Here is a 17,742-nt window from a genome sequence, read left to right as displayed (position 1 = left end):
TTTGACGACCGTGCAGGGCCGTGGTGCTCGCGTCGTCCCGGCCCACAGTTACGCGGGCGCGGGCTCGACGATCGGGCCCGCGATGACCCCGACCGCCTCCGTCGGCACGGTCGTCCACGGAACGGTCTACGTCGACTCCGACTCGGCCTTCTCGGGCGTCATGGGCTCCGAGCTGACCGGGATCCCGTACTCCTGCACGGTGGGCTGAGCGTCAGTCGCGGCGGGCGATCAGAGCCGCCTGCTGTGACACCTCCTCGGGGCCGGGTTCGCGCACTGTCCGCGAGACGAGCGTGAACCCGGCCGCCCGGAGCAACTCGATGATCTGCTCCGGCTGCCGCCTCAGGAAGGTGAGCGCGACGGGGCGCCCCCAGGGCCGGTCGTGGTGCCGGTCCTGGTCGCCGGCCTGGAAGCCGACGAGGAGGTGCCCGCCCGGCGCCAGCACGCGGTGGAACTCGGCGAACAGGCGCGGGAGTTCGTCCACCGGGGTGTGGATGGACGAGTACCAGGACACCGCACCGGCGAGCGACCCGTCGGGAAGATCCAGTTCCAGCATCGAGCCCCGCTCGAACCGCAGCCCCGGGTTCTCCCGGCGGGCGATGGCCAGCATCGACTCCGACAGGTCGAGCCCGAAGACGGACAGCCCGAGGGAGGCCAGGTGTCCGGTGAGCCGCCCGGGCCCGCAGCCCAGGTCGGCCACCGTCCCGCCGTTGCCCACGAGTTCGGCGAACCCGGCGATCACCGCCCGGTCCAGGGGTGCTTCGGCGAGCCCGTCCCGGAACTGGGCGGCGTAGTCCTCCGCGACGCTGTCGTAGAAGGTGCGGGTGGCGGTCACGAAGTCGGTGTCGGTCATGGCCGGGCACCCTAGCGGCCCCCACTGACACTCACCCCACACCGGCCGCCCGCAGTACGGCAGTTGTGGCCGCCGCCCCCAGCACCACCACCACGAACGGCGCCCTGCGCCACGCCAGCACGGCCCCCACCAGCACCCCGGCCGGCCGCGCCCACCCCGCGAACCCGCCGCCCTCCGTCAGCGCACCCGTCGCCAGCAACGCCACCAGCAGGACGATCGCCCCGGCCGACAGCAGTTCCTGGACCCGCGGCGGGATGTCGACCCGCCCGTGCAGCACCGGCCCGACCAGCCGGAAGGCGTACGTCCCCACCGCCAGCGCCAGGATCATGACGACCGTCGCGCTCACACCGGCCTCCTGCCGCCGTGGACGACCAGGCCGGCCAGTGCCACCAGCACCGGCACTCCCGCCGGGACCGCGGGGGTGACCGCCAGGGCCAGGGCGGCGCCGAGCAGCGCGGACCGCCGTACGGCGCCGTCCCCGCGCAGGACCGGCAGCACCAGGGCGACGAGGACGGCCGGGAACGCCGCGTCCAGGCCGTAGGCGCCGGTGTCGCCCAGGGCGCCGCCGGCCAGCGCGCCCAGCAGGACGGTCACGTTCCATACGGCGAACAGGCCGAGCCCGGAGACCCAGAACGCCGCCCGGCGCCGCGCCGGATCCGGCTGGGCCAGAGCGAAGGCGACCGTCTCGTCGGTGACCAGGTGCGCGCCGAGGAAGCGGGCGAGTCTGCCCGGGCCGAGGAGGTCGGCGACGGCGAGGCTGAAGGCCGCCGTACGGGTGTTGAGCAGCAGGCCGGTGGCAGCCGCGGCGACCGGACCGCCCCCGGCCAGCAGCACGCCGACCGCGCTGAACTGGGCGGAGCCCGCGTACACGACGAGGGACATCACCACCGGCACCCACACCGGCAGGCCGCCGGTGACGGCGATGGCGCCGAAGGAGACGCCCACGACCCCGCTCGCGAGCCACACGAGCGCACTGTCACGGACCAAGGCTGTTCGCTGTGCCGTACGCATGTTCACTACACTGGACGGTAGCCGCCCTGTTCGTCAAGGCGAACGATCGTACCGATGGAGCGAACAGCATGTCCGACAGCCCGCCGCCCCGGCTCCCCCTGGACTGGATCGCCGCCTCCCTGCGTCGCGAGCGCACCCGCGCCGGCCTCTCCCTCTCCGAGCTGGCCAAGCGGGCCGGCATCGCGAAGTCCACGCTGTCCCAGCTGGAGACGGCGGGCGGAAACCCGAGCGTGGAGACGCTGTGGGCGCTGGGGGTGGCGCTCGGCGTGCCGTTCAGCGCACTGGTGGAGCCGCCGGCGCCGTCCGTGCAGGTGATCAGGGCCGGACAGGGGCCGACCGTGGCCTCGGAAAAGGCCGAGTTCGCGGCCACCCTGCTCTCCGCGAGCCCGCCCGGGGCGCGGCGCGACATCTACCACCTGCAGGCCGAACCCGGGGCCGTACGAGAATCGGAGCCGCACATTCCGGGGACTGTGGAGCATCTGATCGTGGGCGCGGGGAGAGTGAAGGCCGGACCGGTGGGGGAGGAGGTCGAGCTGGAGCCCGGCGACTACATGACGTACCGGGGGGACGTGGCCCATGCGTACGAGGCGCTCACCCCCGGCACGACATTCGTGCTGGTCATGCAGCACACGTAAAAGCAAAGGCAGGAGCCCCGCTGCCGTGCGGCGCGGGGCTCCTTGGGTACTGCATTCAGGTCCGGATCAGAGGCTGGAGCGCCTGTGAGACGGGATCAGACGGGGGTGACGTTCTCCGCCTGCGGGCCCTTGGGGCCCTGGGTCACGTCGAAGGAGACCTGCTGGTTCTCCTCCAGCGAACGGAAGCCGCTCGCGTTGATCGCGGAGTAGTGGACGAAGACGTCGGGGCCGCCGCCCTCCTGGGCGATGAAGCCAAAGCCCTTTTCGGCGTTGAACCACTTCACGGTTCCGGTAGCCATAAGCCCTCCTTGGGCCCAAAAGGGTTGCCCTGCTCCAGAACCTGCAAGTGTGAAAACAGTGCCGCACAACTGCATTCTTCTGAATACGACTAGAGCCTGCGGTTACATGCTCCGCAGGCTCTGTACTGCAAGGGAAACCAAACTGCAACTTGCGGCGAGCCTAGCACGCGGGCAGCCGAAAGCAATAGAGGCCAAGATCACGTCACCCGGATGTTTGAAGATCGAGGAGAGGTTGACCTCGGGGTCGAACTCCGAAGCCTACTGCAAGGGGGCTAGTGTCGCGATGTGGACAATTCTCGCACCCGGCCGCGCGTCGGCCACATCCAGTTCCTGAACTGCCTGCCCCTGTACTGGGGGCTCGCGAGGACGGGCACTCTTCTCGACTTCGAGCTCACGAAGGACACCCCGGAGAAGCTCAGCGAGAAGCTGGTGCAGGGAGATCTCGACATCGCACCCATCACCCTCGTCGAGTTCCTCAAGAACGCGGACGACCTGGTCGCCTTCCCCGACATCGCCGTCGGCTGCGACGGCCCGGTCATGTCCTGCGTCATCGTCTCGCAGGTCCCGCTGGACGAGCTGGACGGCGCCAGGGTGGCCCTCGGGTCGACCTCGCGCACCTCCGTCCGCCTCGCCCAACTCCTCCTCGCCGAGCGCTACGGCGTCCAGCCCGACTACTACACCTGCCCGCCCGACCTCAGCCTGATGATGCAGGAGGCGGAGGCGGCCGTCCTCATCGGCGACGCGGCGCTGCGGGCCAACCTCCTCGACGGCCCCCGCTACGGCCTTCAGGTGCACGACCTCGGCTCGCTCTGGAAGGAGTGGACGGGGCTGCCGTTCGTCTTCGCGGTGTGGGCGGCCCGCCGGGACTATCTCGAACGCGAGCCGGTCATCACCCGCAAGGTCCACGAGGCCTTCCTCGCCTCCCGGAACCTCTCCCTGGAGGAGGTCGGCAAGGTCGCGGAACAGGCGGCCCGCTGGGAGTCCTTCGACGAACAGGTCCTGGAGAAGTACTTCACGACGCTGGACTTCCGGTTCGGTGAACCGCAGTTGGCGGCGGTCGCCGAGTTCGCGCGAAGGGTCGGGCCGACGACGGGTTTCCCCGCGGACGTGAAGGTGGAACTGCTTCAGCCCTAATGTGCATCTGAACCTTCTGGGGCTATGGGGGAGGCAGCATGCAGCCGCTGGGAGTCGACGAGCCCACCGCCGTGGGTCCCTACCGGCTGCTCGGCCGACTGGGCTCCGGCGGCATGGGCCGGGTCTACCTCGGCCGCAGTGCCGGGGGCCGCACGGTCGCGGTCAAGATCGTGCACCCGCACTTCGCGCTCGACGAGGAGTTCCGCGCCCGCTTCCGGCGTGAGGTGGACGCCGCGCGCAGAGTGGGCGGGGCCTGGACCGCGCCGGTCCTCGACGCGGACCCGGAGGCCGCGGTGCCCTGGGTCGCCACCGGGTACGCGGCGGGCCCCTCCCTGGCCGCGGCGGTCACCGACGGGGGCCCGCTGCCCGAGCATTCGGTACGCGTGCTGGGCGCGGGCCTCGCCGAGGCGCTCGCGGCCGTGCACTCCCTGGGGCTCGTCCACCGGGACGTGAAACCCTCCAACGTCCTGCTCACCGTCGACGGCCCGCTGCTGATCGACTTCGGCATCGCGCGCGCCACGGACGGCACGGCATCGCTGACGTCGACGGGAGTCTCGATCGGCTCCCCCGGCTACATGTCCCCGGAACAGATCCTCAGCAAGGGGGTGTCGGGCGCGGCGGACGTCTTCTCCCTGGGCGCGGTCCTGGCGTACGCGGCCACGGGGGCACCGCCCTTCCCCGGGGACTCCTCGGCCTCCCTGCTCTACAAGGTCGTCCACGAGGAGCCCGAACTCGGATCACTGGGCGGCGAGTTGCGGGACGTCGTGGAGACCTGCCTGGCCAAGTCGGCGCAGGAGCGGCCCACTCCGGGCGAGGTGGCCCGGCGGCTGGCTCCGCAGGGCGCGGCACGGCTGGTGGCGGCGGGATGGTTGCCGGGTGCGCTGGTGGAGCAGGTGGGGCGCAGTGCCGTACAGCTGCTGAATCTCGAGGCGGTGGGGGAGCGGACGGGGGAGCAGGCGTCGGGGCCGGTGGGGTTCAGCAGTCCTTCGGTGGGTGCGTTCGGGCCGCCGCCGGTGATGCCGGCGGTCTCTGCGGGGGCGCCTCCGGCTGACGCGGCCGGGCCCCCGGCGTTTCCGGTCACGCCCGAGACGGTGGTGCCCTCCGACCGACGGCCCGAACCCGAACCCGGTTCCGGCCCCGGCAAGCTCTCCGTCTCCGTGGCCGCTACCTCGGCCTCCGGCGAGAACGGACGCGGTCGTCGGCTGAGTTGCACCGTGGCGCTCGCCGTCGCGGGTGCGCTGGCCGCGGTGACCGTGGGGTCGGTGTTCGTGTTCGACCTGCTGCCGGGGCGGGGCGATGACGACTCGGCGAGCTCCGGGCCCGGCAACGACGCGTACTCCTCGGCGCCGAGCTCGGTGCCGTCGGCCTCCAAGCCGTCGCCGTCCTCGGTCTCCCCGTCGCCGTCGAGCGGGGCGTCGAGCGAGGCGTCGGGCGGTCCTTCCGAGGTCCCCGCCCGCTATCTCGGCACCTGGGAGGGCCAGGGCACGGGTCTCGGCGGCAGTCTGCCGATGGGGACCTTCCGGATCACTGTCAAGAAGGTGGGCCTCGGCGAGGAGTTGGGCCGGCTGCGGCAGACCGACGCGATCGGCGCGGTCTGCACCGACGTCCTCACCCTGAAGAAGGTCACGGACACGGAGCTCGTCACCACCGCCGTGGGCGCCGGGGACAACCACGCCGGCTGCAACCCCACCGCCCACACGGTCCGCCTCGCCAGAGTGGGCGACGACCTCAAGTACACCTCGGAGAGCGAGGCCGAGGGATACCCCGAGGCCCGGATGTCGAAGGTCGGACGGTGACGCAGCTGCTCGCCGTCCTGGCCGCGCTGTGGGGAGCGGTGACGGGCGCACTGCTGCCGCGCGCCGCGTACCGCTTCTCCGTCCCGCCCGAGGAACCGTGGCGCGACACCTGCCCCGACGGACACCCGTTGGCCGGCTGGCTCGGTCGGGCGAGGTGCGGGACCTGCGGCACACAGCAGTCGTACGGCCCCGGAGGCCCTCTCCTTGCCACCCTCACCGCCCTCCTGTGCGCCGCCCTCGCCGCCGCCACCGGCACCCGCCCGGAGATCGCCGTCTGGCTGCTGCTCACCCCCGTGGGCGTGTTGCTCGCCGTCGTCGACCTGCGCGTACGACGGCTGCCCGACCCGCTCACCCTCCCCCTCGCGGCCGCCGCGCTCGCGCTGCTCGGAGTCGTCTCGTTCGTACCCGAGCACACCGGGACCTGGCCGAACGCCCTGTACGGCGCCCTCGCCCTGGGTGCCGGCTACTGGGTGCTGTGGCGCATCAACCCCGGCGGCATGGGCTTCGGTGACGTGAAGCTGGCGCTCGGGGCGGGCGCGGTCCTGGGCTGGTACGGCTGGGACACCGTGCTCCTCGGCACCTTCGCGGGCTTCCTGCTCGGCGCGCTCTACGGCGGTGTCCTGGTCCTGGCGGGCAGGGCGGGGCGCAAGACGGCGATCCCGTTCGGGCCGTTCCTGATCACGGGGGCGTACGCGGGGCTGCTGATCGGCGCGTACACGGCCTGACATCGGCCTGACATCCTGCATGTCGGAGGGCTGGCGTAGGCTGGCCGGGACCGCCCGAATCCTTGACGAAAGGCACGCCCCGGTGACCGAGAAGGCCGACCTTCAGTCCGTCCTCGACCGTGCCGCAGAGGGTGGGCGCATCACTCCGGAGGAGGCGCTCGACCTCTACCGGGACGCCCCGCTGCACGCGCTGGGCTCCGCCGCGGACGCCGTGCGCCGCCGTCGGTACGCGGGCACGGAGCACATCGCGACGTACATCATCGAGCGGAACATCAACTACACCAACGTGTGCGTCACGGCGTGCAAGTTCTGCGCCTTCTACGCCCCGCCCACGGCCAAGGACAAGGGCTGGACCCGCGACCTGGACGACATCCTGCGCCGGTGCGCGGAGACCGTCGAACTCGGCGGCACCCAGATCATGTTCCAGGGCGGCCACCACCCCGACTACGGCGTCGAGTACTACGAGAAGCACTTCGCCGCCATCAAGAAGGAGTTCCCCCAGCTGGTGATCCACTCGCTGGGCGCCTCCGAGGTCGAGCACATGGCCCGGATCTCCAAGGTGAGCGTGGAGGAAGCGATCCAGCGCATCCACGCGGCCGGTCTCGACTCCTTCGCGGGCGCCGGCGCGGAGCTGCTCCCCGAGCGCCCCCGCAAGGCCATCGCCCCGCTCAAGGAGTCCGGCGAGCGCTGGCTGGAGATCATGGAGACGGCGCACAACCTGGGCGTGGAGTCCACCTCCACCATGCTCATGGGCACCGGCGAGACCAACGCCGAGCGCATCGAGCACCTGCGGATGATCCGTGACGTACAGGACCGCACGGGCGGCTTCCGCGCGTTCATCCCGTACCTGTACCAGCCGATGAACAACCACCTCAAGGGCCGCACCCAGGCCACGATCTTCGAGTACCTGCGGATGATCGCGATCGCCCGGCTCTTCATGGACAACATCGCCCACATCCAGGGCTCCTGGCTGACCACCGGCCAGGACGCGGGCCAGCTGACGCTGCACTACGGCGCGGACGACCTCGGCTCGATCATGCTGGAGGAGAACGTCGTCTCGGCGGCCGGCGCCAAGCACCGCTCCAACCTCCAGGAAATGATCGACATGATCCGTACGGCGGGACGGGTCCCGGCCCAGCGCTCCACGACGTACGAACACCTCGTCGTCCACGACGACCCGGCGAACGACCCGGTCGACGCGCGCGTGGTGTCCCACATCTCCTCCACGGCGATCGAGGGCGGCACGGCACATCCCGAGCTGAAGATCCTCGCGTCCAACTAGGCCCGCCTTGCTGACGATCCACACCGCCGACCTGCTGATCCCGGGCGACGGAAGGCCGTCGCTGCCCGGTGGGGCGGTACTGGTCGAGGGACGGCAGCTCGCGGCGGTGGCGGTGTACGAGGATCTGGCGGCCGCGCATCCTTCGGCACGGGTGCGCCGCTGGCCGGGAGTTCTCACCCCGGGCCTGGTGAATCCGCACGGCCCGGAGCTGTTGGAGCAGGCCTACCATCCGGACCCGCGAGAGGACTTGGGCAGTGAGCCCCTCACGGGGGAGGCGCTGGCGTCCCTCGTCATGACCGACGCGAGGTGGGGCGCGAGCGCGAGGCGGGGCGTACAGAGAATGCTGGCCCAGGGGACGGTGGCGGTGGTGGGTCCGCTGCGACGCCCCGCGGTGATCGACGCCGTCCACAGGTCGGGCCTGACGATCGAGGACAGCTTCACAGAGGGGCCCCTGAACCCGTTGCTCCCCGGCATGGAGGCGACCTTCGCCGCCTTCGAAACTCCGGACCTGACAACCTGCGTGGCGACGGTGATCAAGGGCCGCTTGCTACACCGGCGCAGGTAAGTAAGGGCATTCAGGGGCGCGGGGCTGTATCGATGTGCGGCTCCGCCGCGCGGGCGCGACAAGCCCCCACCGGCCCGCACCCAAAACTCAACCGCCCAACGCCTCCCCAAACGCCCCCGCCGACTGAGAAACCCCACTGCAATCGGTCAACGCGTCATCCTGATCCGCGTTCCCCGACTGACACTCCTGATCCCGAAACGTGGACCACATAGACACCCACGCCACTTCCTTCGACGCGGCGAACTCCCGCAACTGAGCCGCGTCGGACAACGTGAACGTCTCCCCGTCCACATCATTCGTCCCGATCATCGACGTGAGCGCCATGGCCCGCCACGCAGTGGAGTCGGACGTACCGAAAACCTCCTTCAACTGCGCCTGCGCCGCCTTCGCCGAAGTGATCGCGTAATCCCCCATGTCCCCGTCGTAGGACTCCCCGTAGTTCATCGTCATGATGTTGACCGTCGACACCTGAACCGACTTGTCGTTCGCGGACTGCAGCAACGCCACGCTGTCGTCGTCGAGCCCGGACGGCATCACGGGAAGCGTGAACGACACGGCGAGACCGCTCCGTTCCTGCTGGAGCAACGCGATCGCCTCGGACCGCAGGTCCACCGAGTCCGAGTCGGTCAGCGCGTCCCCCTCGATGTCGAAGTCGGCCAGGGAGGATCCAGCGGCGTCGAGCGCCTTCCCGTAGGCCGCCGCCAGCTTCGCCGCACTGGAGCAGGTCTCGGCCAACTCCTTGCCGGACGCGCCGCCGAAGGAGACCCGCACCTTCGCCCCGTCCTCCTTCAGCGCGCTGATCCGGGACGCGACGGAGGAGTCGCCGACAGCCGACGTGCCGTTCCAGGACGGTGTGCAGCCACTGCCGTCGGCGATCACGAAGGCGAGGTTGTACACCGAGGGCGAGCCCGCGGAGTCGTTGTCGGACGCCTCGTCAGCGCTGACATAGGGCGCGTACGCGGTGACCGACGACGTGGACTCGGTGGCCGACACCGACGGTGACGCGCTGCTCCGTTCCGGAGGCTCCGCGTCCGAGGCGATGCCCGATTCGGCGGAGCACCCCGTCACGGCCAGGGCGAACAGAAAAGTGAGCCCGGCGGCCGGCCTCAGGAAACCCTGCATTGTTCATGCACCCGCTCTCGTGATGTTCGTCTCAGGCTCGAAACAAAGGCTCATTCAAATAGAGAACGTCTCATGCGGAGCCGGTGTTCAAAGCGACAGTCGATCCATAGGGGATCCACGGGCGGCATTGCCTGAATCAGGCTAATCGGGCGAACGGAAGGGGGCATTCGGTGCACTTGCCTCCATGGCGACCCGCGCAGGCGTTCACGAAGTCTCTCAGGGAAAAGACAGGTTAAGGCGTTTCTCATATGCGTCTCACAAGAACGGCCGACTCGGTCACATAAAGACTCCTTAACGTCTGGGGAATGCATTCCGAGCCTGCCACCGAAAACCGCGCCGACATGTGCGGTCACCGCCGCAAACGCGGTAGTAACGGGTCCGCCGAGGGTCCCGTGTTCGTTGACAACTCCGGGCGCCGCTCCAAGATGCTGCGCCGGATCGGCCTTCTCCTCGGTGTCCTGTCCCTCGGCTACGCCGTCGTGCTGGGCCTGGCCTTCATGGGCATCGGTGTCTCCAGCACGACGCTGCTGCCCTTCGCGGGCGGCGGCCCCGGCGGTTCCTTGAACTCCGGCCCCGGCGGCGCCCGGCCGCAGGGCGGGATCGGCACCCCGCCGGCCCAGCCCACCGGTGCTCCGCCCGCCGGTACCGCCACGGGCGCTCCGCCGAGCGCCGCCCCGACCGCGACCGCCTCCGCCTCCAACTGACCGGAACGGCCCACCACATGACCACGACGACGCCCTCCCGCGGCCGCCGGCGTGCCCCCTCCCGCATCGAGCGGGCAGCGGGCAAGGCCGCGGCGCTGCAGAAACCGCGGGTCATCCTCGCCCTGCTGCTCCTGCTCGGCCTGACCAGCGTGATGCTGCTCGACGGCTATCTGCGCGCCGAGGTCGGCGGCGACGAGCGGGTCCGCGACGGCGCCAGCTCCAGCAAGGTCCCCGACAAGATCATCAACGGCGGGCCCATCATCAGCTTCCGGGGCGGCCAGGCCACCACTGTCTCCGTGCCGGCCAAGACGATCGCGCTCACCTTCGACGACGGCCCGAACCCGACGTACACGCCCCAGGTCCTGAAGATCCTGGAGAAGTACGACGTCCCGGCCACCTTCTTCCTGGTCGGCTCGATGGTCTCGCGCTACCCGGGGATCGTGAAGGACATGGTCGACCAGGGCAATGAGGTGGGCATCCACACCTTCACCCACGTCGACCTCTCCTACCAGAGCGACGCCCGCATCCGGCGGGAGATGACCCAGACGCAGCTCGCCCTCGCGGGCGCGGCCGGCATCACCACCACGCTGTTCCGGGCGCCGTACTCCTCCGAGACGGACGCGATCGACAACTACAGCTGGCCCGTCTACGAGAAGCTCGGCGAGGAGGGCTACACCAGCGTCTTCGTCGACACCGACAGCGACGACTGGAAGAAGCCGGGCGTCTCGAAGATCGTCAAATGGGCCACGCCGTCCGGGACCTCGGGCGCCGCCGTGCTGATGCACGACGCCGGCGGCGACCGTGAGCAGACGGTTGCGGCACTGCCGAAGTACATCGAGCAGATGCGGGCGAAGGGCTACACCTTCACCACCGTCAGCGGGGTCATCGAGGCGCAGAACACCGCGGCCCGCGCGGGACAGCAGGCGAACGCACCGGCCGGCACCGCGGGCGGACAGCTCCAGGGCGGGAACCGGAACGGCACCGGACGCCTCCAGGCCGCGCACCGCGAGGCCACCGGCACCACCCTCTACGAGGGCAAGGCACTCGTCGTGGCCGTCGCCGTCGCCGAGTACACCGTGCCCACGCTGTCGGTGGGACTCGTGATCGTGGGCGTGGCCGTCATGGGCCGGTTCGGGATGATGCTGATCCTCGCCCGCCGCCACTACAGACTGCGCAACAAACGCCGCTTCAGCTGGGGGCCCACGGTCACCCGGCCGGTGACCGTGATCGTCCCGGCGTACAACGAGAAGGAGTGCATCGCCAACACCCTTCAGTCGCTGGCGAAGAGCACCCACCCGATCGAGATCATCGTCGTCGACGACGGTTCGTCGGACGGCACCTCCGAGATCTCGCGCGAGGCGGCCAGGGCCCTCGGCATGACGAACATGCGGGTGATCCGCCAGGAGAACGCCGGCAAGCCGGCCGCCCTCAACAACGGTGTCCGCAACGCCAGTCACGACATCGTCATCATGATGGACGGCGACACCGTCTTTGAACCGGACGCCGTGCACCAGCTGGTGCAGCCCTTCGCCGACCCCGAGGTCGGCGCAGTCGCCGGCAACGCCAAGGTCGGCAACCGCAACACGCTCATCGGCGCCTGGCAGCACATCGAGTATGTGATGGGCTTCAACCTCGACCGCCGGATGTACGACCTGCTGCGCTGCATGCCCACCATCCCGGGCGCGATCGGCGCGTTCCGCCGCGAGGCGGTCCTCCAGGTCGGCGGCATGAGCGAGGACACCCTCGCCGAGGACACCGACATCACCATCGCGATGCACCGCGCGGGCCGGCGAGTCGTCTACCAGGAGCACGCACGCGCGTGGACCGAGGCGCCGGGCTCCCTGAAGCAGCTGTGGTCGCAGCGCTACCGGTGGTCGTACGGCACCATGCAGGCGCTGTGGAAGCACCGCAAGTCCCTCACCGACAAGGGGCCCTCGGGCCGTTTCGGCCGGGTCGGCATGCCGCTGGTGGTGCTCTTCCAGATCGTCACGCCGGTCTTCGCCCCGCTGATCGACGTGTTCACCGCCTACTCGATGATCTTCGTCGACTTCCGGGCGGCGCTGTACGCGTGGCTCGCGGTCCTCGGCGTCCAGCTCGTGTGCGCGGCGTACGCCTTCAAGCTGGACAAGGAGCAGTACCGCTATCTGCTGATGATGCCGCTCCAGCAGTTGGCCTACCGCCAGATGATGTACCTCGTCCTCATCCACTCCTGCATCACCGCGCTCACCGGCGGCCGCCTGCGCTGGCAGAAACTGAAGCGGACGGGCGAGGTCGGCACACCGGCGGGGGTCGGCTGATGAGCTGGGAGCAGCAGGGGTACCAGCCGCAGGGGTATCAGCAGCAGGGGTACGGCTACGAGTACGGGTACTCGGGGTACGTCGAGCAGCCGCAACCACAGCCGCAGCCGTACGCGCAGCAGCCGCAGCAGCCGTATCCGCAGGAGTACGTCGACCACGGCTACTACGGACAGGGTGTGGAGCCGGAGCCGCAGCCACCGGTGCCCGCCGCTCCCACCGACGCCGAGGCGGAGGAGGAGAAGCCTCCGTCTCGGCCCCCGGGCCGCGACCGCTACTTCGACACCCTGCGGGCCGTCGCCCTGATCCGCGTCGTCACCTATCACACGTTCGGGTGGGCCTGGGCCGGCATGGTCTTCCCCTCCATGGGGATCATGTTCGGCCTGGCCGGGACGCTCATGGCGAAGTCCCTGGAGCGCCCGGCGGCCACGGTCATCAGGAGCCGGCTGCGCCGCCTGCTGCCGCCGTTCTGGTTCTGGGGCGTCTTCGTGGTCCTCGCGATGCTGGTCCACGACTGGATGCCGGGCTGGCAGATCGTCTACTGGATCGTGCCGCTCGGCGATCCGCCGGGCAACGCGTGGGGGGAGCAGGCCTGGGAGATCCTCTGGTACCTGCGCACGTACCTGTGGTTCGTGCTGCTGTCCCCGCTCCTGCTGAAGGTGTTCCGGCTGGCCCCGGTGCCGGTCCTGCTGCTGTCCCTGGCCCCGATCATGGTCTTCCAGTTCCTGCGGGAACCGCCCGACAACCGCCTCGGCAGCGCGCTGACGGACCTGGCGACCTTCCTGTTCTGCTGGATCCTCGGCTTCGCCCACCGGGACAAGGTCCTGGAGCGGCTGAAGCCGGTGGCCGTCGTCGCCCTCTCGCTCGCCGCCATCGGGTTCGGCGGCTGGTACGCCTTCACCCACCAGGCCGAGACGGGGTCGTACGACCTCGACGACATCCCCCTCGCGCAGGCCTTCTGGTCCGCCGGGTACGTGATGCTGCTGATGTGGGCCAAGTCGTGGTTCGGGATCGACTTCGCCTGGCTGACCCACTTCCGGCGGACCGACCGGGTCGTCACGGTCTTCAACTCCCGCGCGGTGACGATCTACCTGTGGCACGAGATCGCGCTGATCCTCGCCGTGCCGCTGATCGACCAGTTCTGGAACGTGCCCGCGTTCGAGAAGTGGCTGCCGCTGGAGAGCCAGTGGTTCATGTTCGGCGTCGGGTGGATCCTGATCGCGGTGTTCGTGCTGCTGTGCGGATGGGTGGAGGACGTGGCCGGGAAGAAGAAGCCGCGGCTGCTGCCGGGAGGGCGTCGGGCCTCTTCATGAGGGCGGCTGCAAGAATGGGGCCGTGACCCGCGCCTCCCTGAACAAGCAGCCGCACGAAGTCGCCTCGATGTTCGACGACGTGGCGGAACGGTACGACCTGACCAACGACGTGCTGTCGCTCGGCCAGGACCGGGTGTGGCGCAAGGAGGTTGCCAGGGCCGTCGACGCCCGCCCCGCCCAGAAGATCCTGGACCTGGCGGCGGGCACGGCCACCTCGTCGCTGCCCTTCGCCCGCACCGGCGCCTACGTCGTGCCCTGCGACTTCTCGCTCGGGATGCTCCAGGTCGGCAAGCGCAAGCACACCTGGCTGCCGTTCACCGCGGGCGACGCGACACGGCTGCCCTTCAAGGACGACACCTTCGACGCCGTCACCATCTCCTTCGGACTGCGCAACGTCCAGGACACCGACGCCGCGCTGCGCGAGATGTACCGGGTCACCAGGCCCGGCGGGCGGGTCGTCATCTGCGAGTTCTCCCACCCCACCTGGGCGCCCTTCCGCACGGTCTACACCGAGTACCTGATGCGCGCCCTGCCGCCGGTCGCCCGCGCGGTCTCCTCCAACCCCGACGCCTACGTCTACCTCGCCGAGTCCATCCGCGCCTGGCCGAACCAGCCGGCCCTCGCGGAGCGGCTCCAGAAGGCGGGCTGGTCGAAGGTGGCGTGGCGGAACCTGACGGGTGGGATCGTGGCCCTGCACCGGGGCGTCAAGGAGAGCTGAGCGGCCCGGCGCGCTCCGCTCCGCTCTCCGCTCTCCGTCCTTCGTCCTTCGTCCTTCGTCCTTCGTCAGAGTCCCGTCACGCAGCGGACCACGTACGGGTCTCCCGGCTCGTCCAGTTCGCGCTGGAGGCCGCCCCGGGGAGGCCTGGGAACGCGGGGTTCATGGACGCCCCCGCCGCCCTCACCCGGGCCGCGGTCGAACCACACGTACACCACCGAGTCCCGCGGCACCTCCGCACCGGCCTGCGGGTACTGGCGTACGACATAGTCGACGACGGCCAGATGGAAGTCCTTGCGGTCCGGCGCGCTGACGAACAGGCCCTGCGCCTGGGCCGTCTCGCGCGCGTCGACGGCCATGAGTCCGACCAGTCGCGGTACGCGCACTTCGGGTGTTTTGGGTGGTATGCGCACAGATGTCACCCCCAGCGGTACTGGCAGGGTAACTCCGGCCCGGCGGCGACCGGAAGTGCCGGATGTCTTTCTGTAGCAGACCGCTACCCTCCGTGACCGGCCTGGAGGGAGAGCCGGAAGCAGAGCGCCTCTTCCTGGAAGCGGGGGTGCGGAAAGGTCTCCGCCAGTTCCATCCCGAGCCGCTCGGCGACCGCGATCGACCGTTCGTTGCCGGGTCTGACCATCGCCACCACGTCCGGGACGCCCGCCGCCCTGAGCCGCTCCAGCGTCATCTGCGCCGCCGCCGTGGCGTACCCCCGGCCCCAGTACGTGCGCCCGAGCCGCCAGCCGATCTCGATCTCGCCCGTCGGCCCCCAGTCCCGCGGCCAGGGCTGGGCACCGGTGAACCCGATGACCTGCCCGCCCTCGTCAACCATGGTCCACAGACAGAACCCACGCTCGGCGTCGTGCCGGCGCTGCCGCGCGGTGAGCTCCTCATAGACGTACAGCTCCGCGGACCGGCCGCCGTGGAACTCCATGACGTCCGGGTCGTCGAAGACCCGGTGCCAGGCCACGGCGTCCTCGTCGGTGGGGACACGCAGCCGTACTACGGGCAGAGCTCGGTTCACTGGGGCAGCCCTTCAGCCGGGTGATCAATTCTGCTGAATAGACTGCCCATGTCCAGTGCCGGTCGGCACGCGGATTCAGAACTTGATTCCGAACTTGATTCCGAGCCTGGGGAGATCCCGCCGTGACCGAGCCCCTGTCCGAGAACACCGCCGATGTCATCGTCGTCGGCGCGGGGCCGGCAGGCTCCACGACCGCGTACCACCTCGCCAAGTCCGGGCTCGACGTGCTCCTGCTGGAGAAGACCGAGTTCCCGCGCGAGAAGGTCTGCGGCGACGGCCTCACGCCGCGTGCCACCAAACAGCTCGTGGCCATGGGCATCGACATCTCCGAAGAGGCCGGCTGGCTGCGGAACAAGGGCCTGAGGATCATCGGCGGCGGCGTACGCCTCCAGCTCGACTGGCCGGAACTGGCCTCCTTCCCCGACTACGGCCTCGTCCGCAAGCGCGACGACTTCGACGAGCAGCTCGCCCGCCAGGCCCAGAAGGCCGGAGCGCGGCTCTACGAGCGCTGCAACGTCGGTGCCCCGATCGTCGACGACCGCACGGGCCGCATCACCGGCGTGCACGCGAAGCTCGGCGAGGAGAAGCGCGAAGTCACCTTCCACGCCCCCCTCGTGGTCGCCGCCGACGGCAACTCCACCCGGCTCTCCCTCGCGATGGGCCTGCACCGCCGCGAGGACCGCCCGATGGGCGTCGCCGTACGGACGTACTTCGAGAGCCCCCGCCACGAGGACGACTACCTGGAGTCCTGGCTGGAGCTGTGGGACCGCCGCGGCCCCGGCGAGGACCGGCTGCTGCCCGGCTACGGCTGGATCTTCGGCATGGGCGACGGCACGTCCAACGTCGGCCTCGGCGTCCTGAACACCTCCGACTCCTTCAAGGAGCTCGACTGGCGCGAGGTGCTGAAGGCCTGGTGTGCCTCCATGCCGGAGGACTGGGGCTACACGCCGGAGAACATGACCGGACCCATCCGCGGTGCCGCCCTGCCGATGGCCTTCAACCGCCAGCCGCACTACACCAAGGGCCTGCTCCTGGTCGGCGACGCCGGCGGCATGGTGAACCCCTTCAACGGCGAGGGCATCGCCTACGCCATGGAGTCCGGCCAGATCGCCGCCGACGTCATCGTCCAGGCCCACGCCCGCGCGACGCCCGCCCAGCGGGAGATCGCCCTGCAGCGCTACCCGCGGGTCCTCAAGGACACCTACGGCGGCTACTACACCCTGGGCCGCGCCTTCGTGAAGCTCATCGGCAACCCGAAGGTCATGAAGATCGCGGCCCAGCGCGGCCTGACCCACCCGCTGCTCATGAAGTTCACCCTCAAGATGCTCGCCAACCTCACCGACCCCACGGGCGGCGACGCGATGGACCGGATCATCAACGGGCTGAGCAAAGTGGCGCCGAAGGCGTGACGGGCACCCCTTGAGGGGAGCACCGTGGAGGGATGGACGTAGGGGTCGCGCTACCCGTGTTCGTCATCCTCATCGCGGTGTCGGTGTGGGCGCTGGTCCACTCCCTCAGGCGCTGAGCGTGCCCTGAGCGCCGTTCAGCGCCTCGATGTTGGCCGCCCGGCGGGCGAACACCTCGTCCCGCCGGTCCGCCATCTGCCGCAGCGCCTGTTCGCGCTCCCGCTTGGACAGCCGGTCCAGATAGACGTGTCCGTTCACATGGTCGGTCTCGTGGGCGAGGCAGCGCGCGAAATACCCGGTCCCCTCAATCACGAGCGGCCCGCCGTCCCGGTCGAACCCGCGCACCACGGCCCGGTCCGGACGCGGTACGTCCATGACGGCGCCCGGCACCGACAGACACCCCTCGCTGTCCTCCAGCAGCCTGCGCGCGGCGGGGTCCAGCGGGTCGAGCACCGGGTTGACGATGTGCCCGACATGCCGGACACCGTCGTCGTCCGGGCAGTCGTACACGAAGAGCCGCAGACCGACGCCGACTTGGTTCGCGGCGAGTCCCGCCCCCTCGGCGATGTACATCGTGAGGAACATGTCGTCGATCAGCGCGGCGAGATCGGGCCCGAACTCGGTCACGTCCCGGCACGGCCTGCGCAGCACCTCCTCGCCGACCTCGGTGATACGCCGGACCCGCCCGCGCCGGGCCTCGGGGGCGAGCGGCGGGTAGCTGTCGGTGGGCCTGCCCTGGACGAACACACTGGGCATGGTGGTCTCTCCTGTCCCGTGGGTGTTGAGGATGCGGACAACAGCACACATCCAACAGCCCCAGGAGCGGACGGGGGAGCAGACGGGCCACAGCCGTGAACCCGCGGAGGTCGA

Annotated in this window: 20 protein-coding genes; 12 read left to right on the top strand and 8 right to left on the bottom strand. The window is 70.0% G+C overall.

Translation table 11 applies throughout. The features are described 5' to 3' along the window. The first annotated feature begins 1 nt into the window (after position 1). The gene (locus tag ACIRP7_RS09770; protein WP_403655755.1) at positions 2-208 is read left to right on the top strand and encodes a hypothetical protein; all 207 of its coding nucleotides are present in this window, start codon (positions 2-4) and stop codon (positions 206-208) included. Positions 209-211: 3 nt separating this feature from the next. On the opposite strand, the gene ACIRP7_RS09765 is transcribed toward ACIRP7_RS09770, so the two are convergent. From ACIRP7_RS09765 to ACIRP7_RS09755, 3 genes are read right to left on the bottom strand one after another with little or no spacing between them, the layout of a single operon-like run. After that, positions 212-850 carry a class I SAM-dependent DNA methyltransferase gene (locus ACIRP7_RS09765; protein WP_403655753.1) on the bottom strand — a complete coding sequence of 213 codons (639 nt, stop codon included), beginning with the start codon at positions 848-850 and terminating at the stop codon, positions 212-214. A 31-nt stretch (positions 851-881) separates the two neighbouring features. Continuing rightward, entirely contained in the window at positions 882-1,196 is a 315-nt protein-coding gene (locus ACIRP7_RS09760; RefSeq protein ID WP_352390698.1) for an AzlD domain-containing protein, read from the bottom strand. Then, entirely contained in the window at positions 1,193-1,861 is a 669-nt protein-coding gene (locus ACIRP7_RS09755) for an AzlC family ABC transporter permease (RefSeq protein WP_403655750.1), read from the bottom strand. Before ACIRP7_RS09755 ends, ACIRP7_RS09760 begins: the two co-directional genes overlap by 4 nt. Before the next feature lie 68 nt (positions 1,862-1,929). On the opposite strand from ACIRP7_RS09755, the gene ACIRP7_RS09750 reads away from it, so the two are divergent. Next, on the top strand, positions 1,930-2,496 hold the full coding sequence (locus ACIRP7_RS09750) for a helix-turn-helix domain-containing protein (RefSeq protein ID WP_403655748.1): 567 nt from the start codon (positions 1,930-1,932) through the stop codon (positions 2,494-2,496). A gap of 95 nt (positions 2,497-2,591) precedes the next feature. Here ACIRP7_RS09750 and ACIRP7_RS09745 read toward each other — a convergent pair whose 3' ends face one another. Next, on the bottom strand, positions 2,592-2,795 hold the full coding sequence (locus ACIRP7_RS09745; protein WP_003992177.1) for a cold-shock protein: 204 nt from the start codon (positions 2,793-2,795) through the stop codon (positions 2,592-2,594). 285 nt (positions 2,796-3,080) lie between these two features. Here ACIRP7_RS09745 and ACIRP7_RS09740 point away from each other — a divergent pair, with 285 nt between their 5' ends. The 5 genes from ACIRP7_RS09740 (at position 3,081) to ACIRP7_RS09720 (ending at position 8,297) form a co-directional block, all read left to right on the top strand. Continuing rightward, the gene (locus ACIRP7_RS09740) at positions 3,081-3,929 is read left to right on the top strand and encodes a menaquinone biosynthetic enzyme MqnA/MqnD family protein (RefSeq protein ID WP_403655745.1); all 849 of its coding nucleotides are present in this window, start codon (positions 3,081-3,083) and stop codon (positions 3,927-3,929) included. A 38-nt stretch (positions 3,930-3,967) separates the two neighbouring features. Further along, positions 3,968-5,725: a serine/threonine-protein kinase gene (locus ACIRP7_RS09735; RefSeq protein WP_403655743.1), complete on the top strand. Its 1,758-nt coding sequence runs from the start codon at positions 3,968-3,970 to the stop codon at positions 5,723-5,725. Next, positions 5,722-6,450: a prepilin peptidase gene (locus ACIRP7_RS09730; protein ID WP_403655741.1), complete on the top strand. Its 729-nt coding sequence runs from the start codon at positions 5,722-5,724 to the stop codon at positions 6,448-6,450. Before ACIRP7_RS09735 ends, ACIRP7_RS09730 begins: the two co-directional genes overlap by 4 nt. A gap of 82 nt (positions 6,451-6,532) precedes the next feature. Further along, on the top strand, positions 6,533-7,732 hold the full coding sequence (gene mqnC, locus ACIRP7_RS09725; RefSeq protein ID WP_389999746.1) for a cyclic dehypoxanthinyl futalosine synthase: 1,200 nt from the start codon (positions 6,533-6,535) through the stop codon (positions 7,730-7,732). Between the two features lie 7 nt (positions 7,733-7,739). After that, positions 7,740-8,297: a hypothetical protein gene (locus ACIRP7_RS09720; protein WP_403655739.1), complete on the top strand. Its 558-nt coding sequence runs from the start codon at positions 7,740-7,742 to the stop codon at positions 8,295-8,297. A gap of 87 nt (positions 8,298-8,384) precedes the next feature. On the opposite strand, the gene ACIRP7_RS09715 is transcribed toward ACIRP7_RS09720, so the two are convergent. Beyond that, complete coding sequence (locus tag ACIRP7_RS09715) at positions 8,385-9,419, bottom strand: chitinase (RefSeq protein ID WP_403655737.1); 1,035 nt, start codon at positions 9,417-9,419, stop codon at positions 8,385-8,387. A gap of 392 nt (positions 9,420-9,811) precedes the next feature. On the opposite strand from ACIRP7_RS09715, the gene ACIRP7_RS09710 reads away from it, so the two are divergent. Genes ACIRP7_RS09710 through ACIRP7_RS09695 form a run of 4 tightly spaced genes read left to right on the top strand, consistent with a single transcriptional unit; the run spans position 9,812 to position 14,448 of the window. Next, entirely contained in the window at positions 9,812-10,123 is a 312-nt protein-coding gene (locus ACIRP7_RS09710; RefSeq protein WP_403655735.1) for a hypothetical protein, read from the top strand. A 17-nt stretch (positions 10,124-10,140) separates the two neighbouring features. Then, on the top strand, positions 10,141-12,420 hold the full coding sequence (locus ACIRP7_RS09705; protein WP_403655733.1) for a bifunctional polysaccharide deacetylase/glycosyltransferase family 2 protein: 2,280 nt from the start codon (positions 10,141-10,143) through the stop codon (positions 12,418-12,420). Beyond that, on the top strand, positions 12,420-13,730 hold the full coding sequence (locus tag ACIRP7_RS09700) for an acyltransferase (protein WP_403655731.1): 1,311 nt from the start codon (positions 12,420-12,422) through the stop codon (positions 13,728-13,730). Before ACIRP7_RS09705 ends, ACIRP7_RS09700 begins: the two co-directional genes overlap by 1 nt. A 22-nt stretch (positions 13,731-13,752) precedes the next feature. Next, the gene (locus ACIRP7_RS09695; RefSeq protein ID WP_389999766.1) at positions 13,753-14,448 is read left to right on the top strand and encodes a demethylmenaquinone methyltransferase; all 696 of its coding nucleotides are present in this window, start codon (positions 13,753-13,755) and stop codon (positions 14,446-14,448) included. A gap of 65 nt (positions 14,449-14,513) precedes the next feature. Here the strand turns inward: ACIRP7_RS09695 and ACIRP7_RS09690 are convergent, their stop codons facing one another. After that, positions 14,514-14,831, bottom strand: a complete 318-nt coding sequence (locus ACIRP7_RS09690) for a PASTA domain-containing protein (RefSeq protein WP_403655728.1) — start codon at positions 14,829-14,831, stop codon at positions 14,514-14,516. 110 nt (positions 14,832-14,941) lie between these two features. After that, complete coding sequence (locus tag ACIRP7_RS09685) at positions 14,942-15,466, bottom strand: GNAT family N-acetyltransferase (RefSeq protein ID WP_403655726.1); 525 nt, start codon at positions 15,464-15,466, stop codon at positions 14,942-14,944. A gap of 122 nt (positions 15,467-15,588) precedes the next feature. Here ACIRP7_RS09685 and ACIRP7_RS09680 point away from each other — a divergent pair, with 122 nt between their 5' ends. After that, positions 15,589-16,875, top strand: coding sequence for a geranylgeranyl reductase family protein (locus tag ACIRP7_RS09680; RefSeq protein ID WP_351990383.1), 1,287 nt, complete (start codon positions 15,589-15,591; stop codon positions 16,873-16,875). A 105-nt stretch (positions 16,876-16,980) separates the two neighbouring features. On the opposite strand, the gene def is transcribed toward ACIRP7_RS09680, so the two are convergent. After that, positions 16,981-17,628, bottom strand: coding sequence for a peptide deformylase (def, locus tag ACIRP7_RS09675; RefSeq protein ID WP_403655724.1), 648 nt, complete (start codon positions 17,626-17,628; stop codon positions 16,981-16,983). Between the last annotated feature and the right edge of the window lie 114 nt (positions 17,629-17,742).

The organism is Streptomyces sp. NPDC102270, assembly GCF_044766405.1.
In the GTDB taxonomy this organism is placed as follows: Bacteria; Actinomycetota; Actinomycetes; order Streptomycetales; family Streptomycetaceae; genus Streptomyces.
Note: the sequence above shows the minus strand (reverse complement) of the source record. Positions and strands in the feature narration are given on the sequence as shown.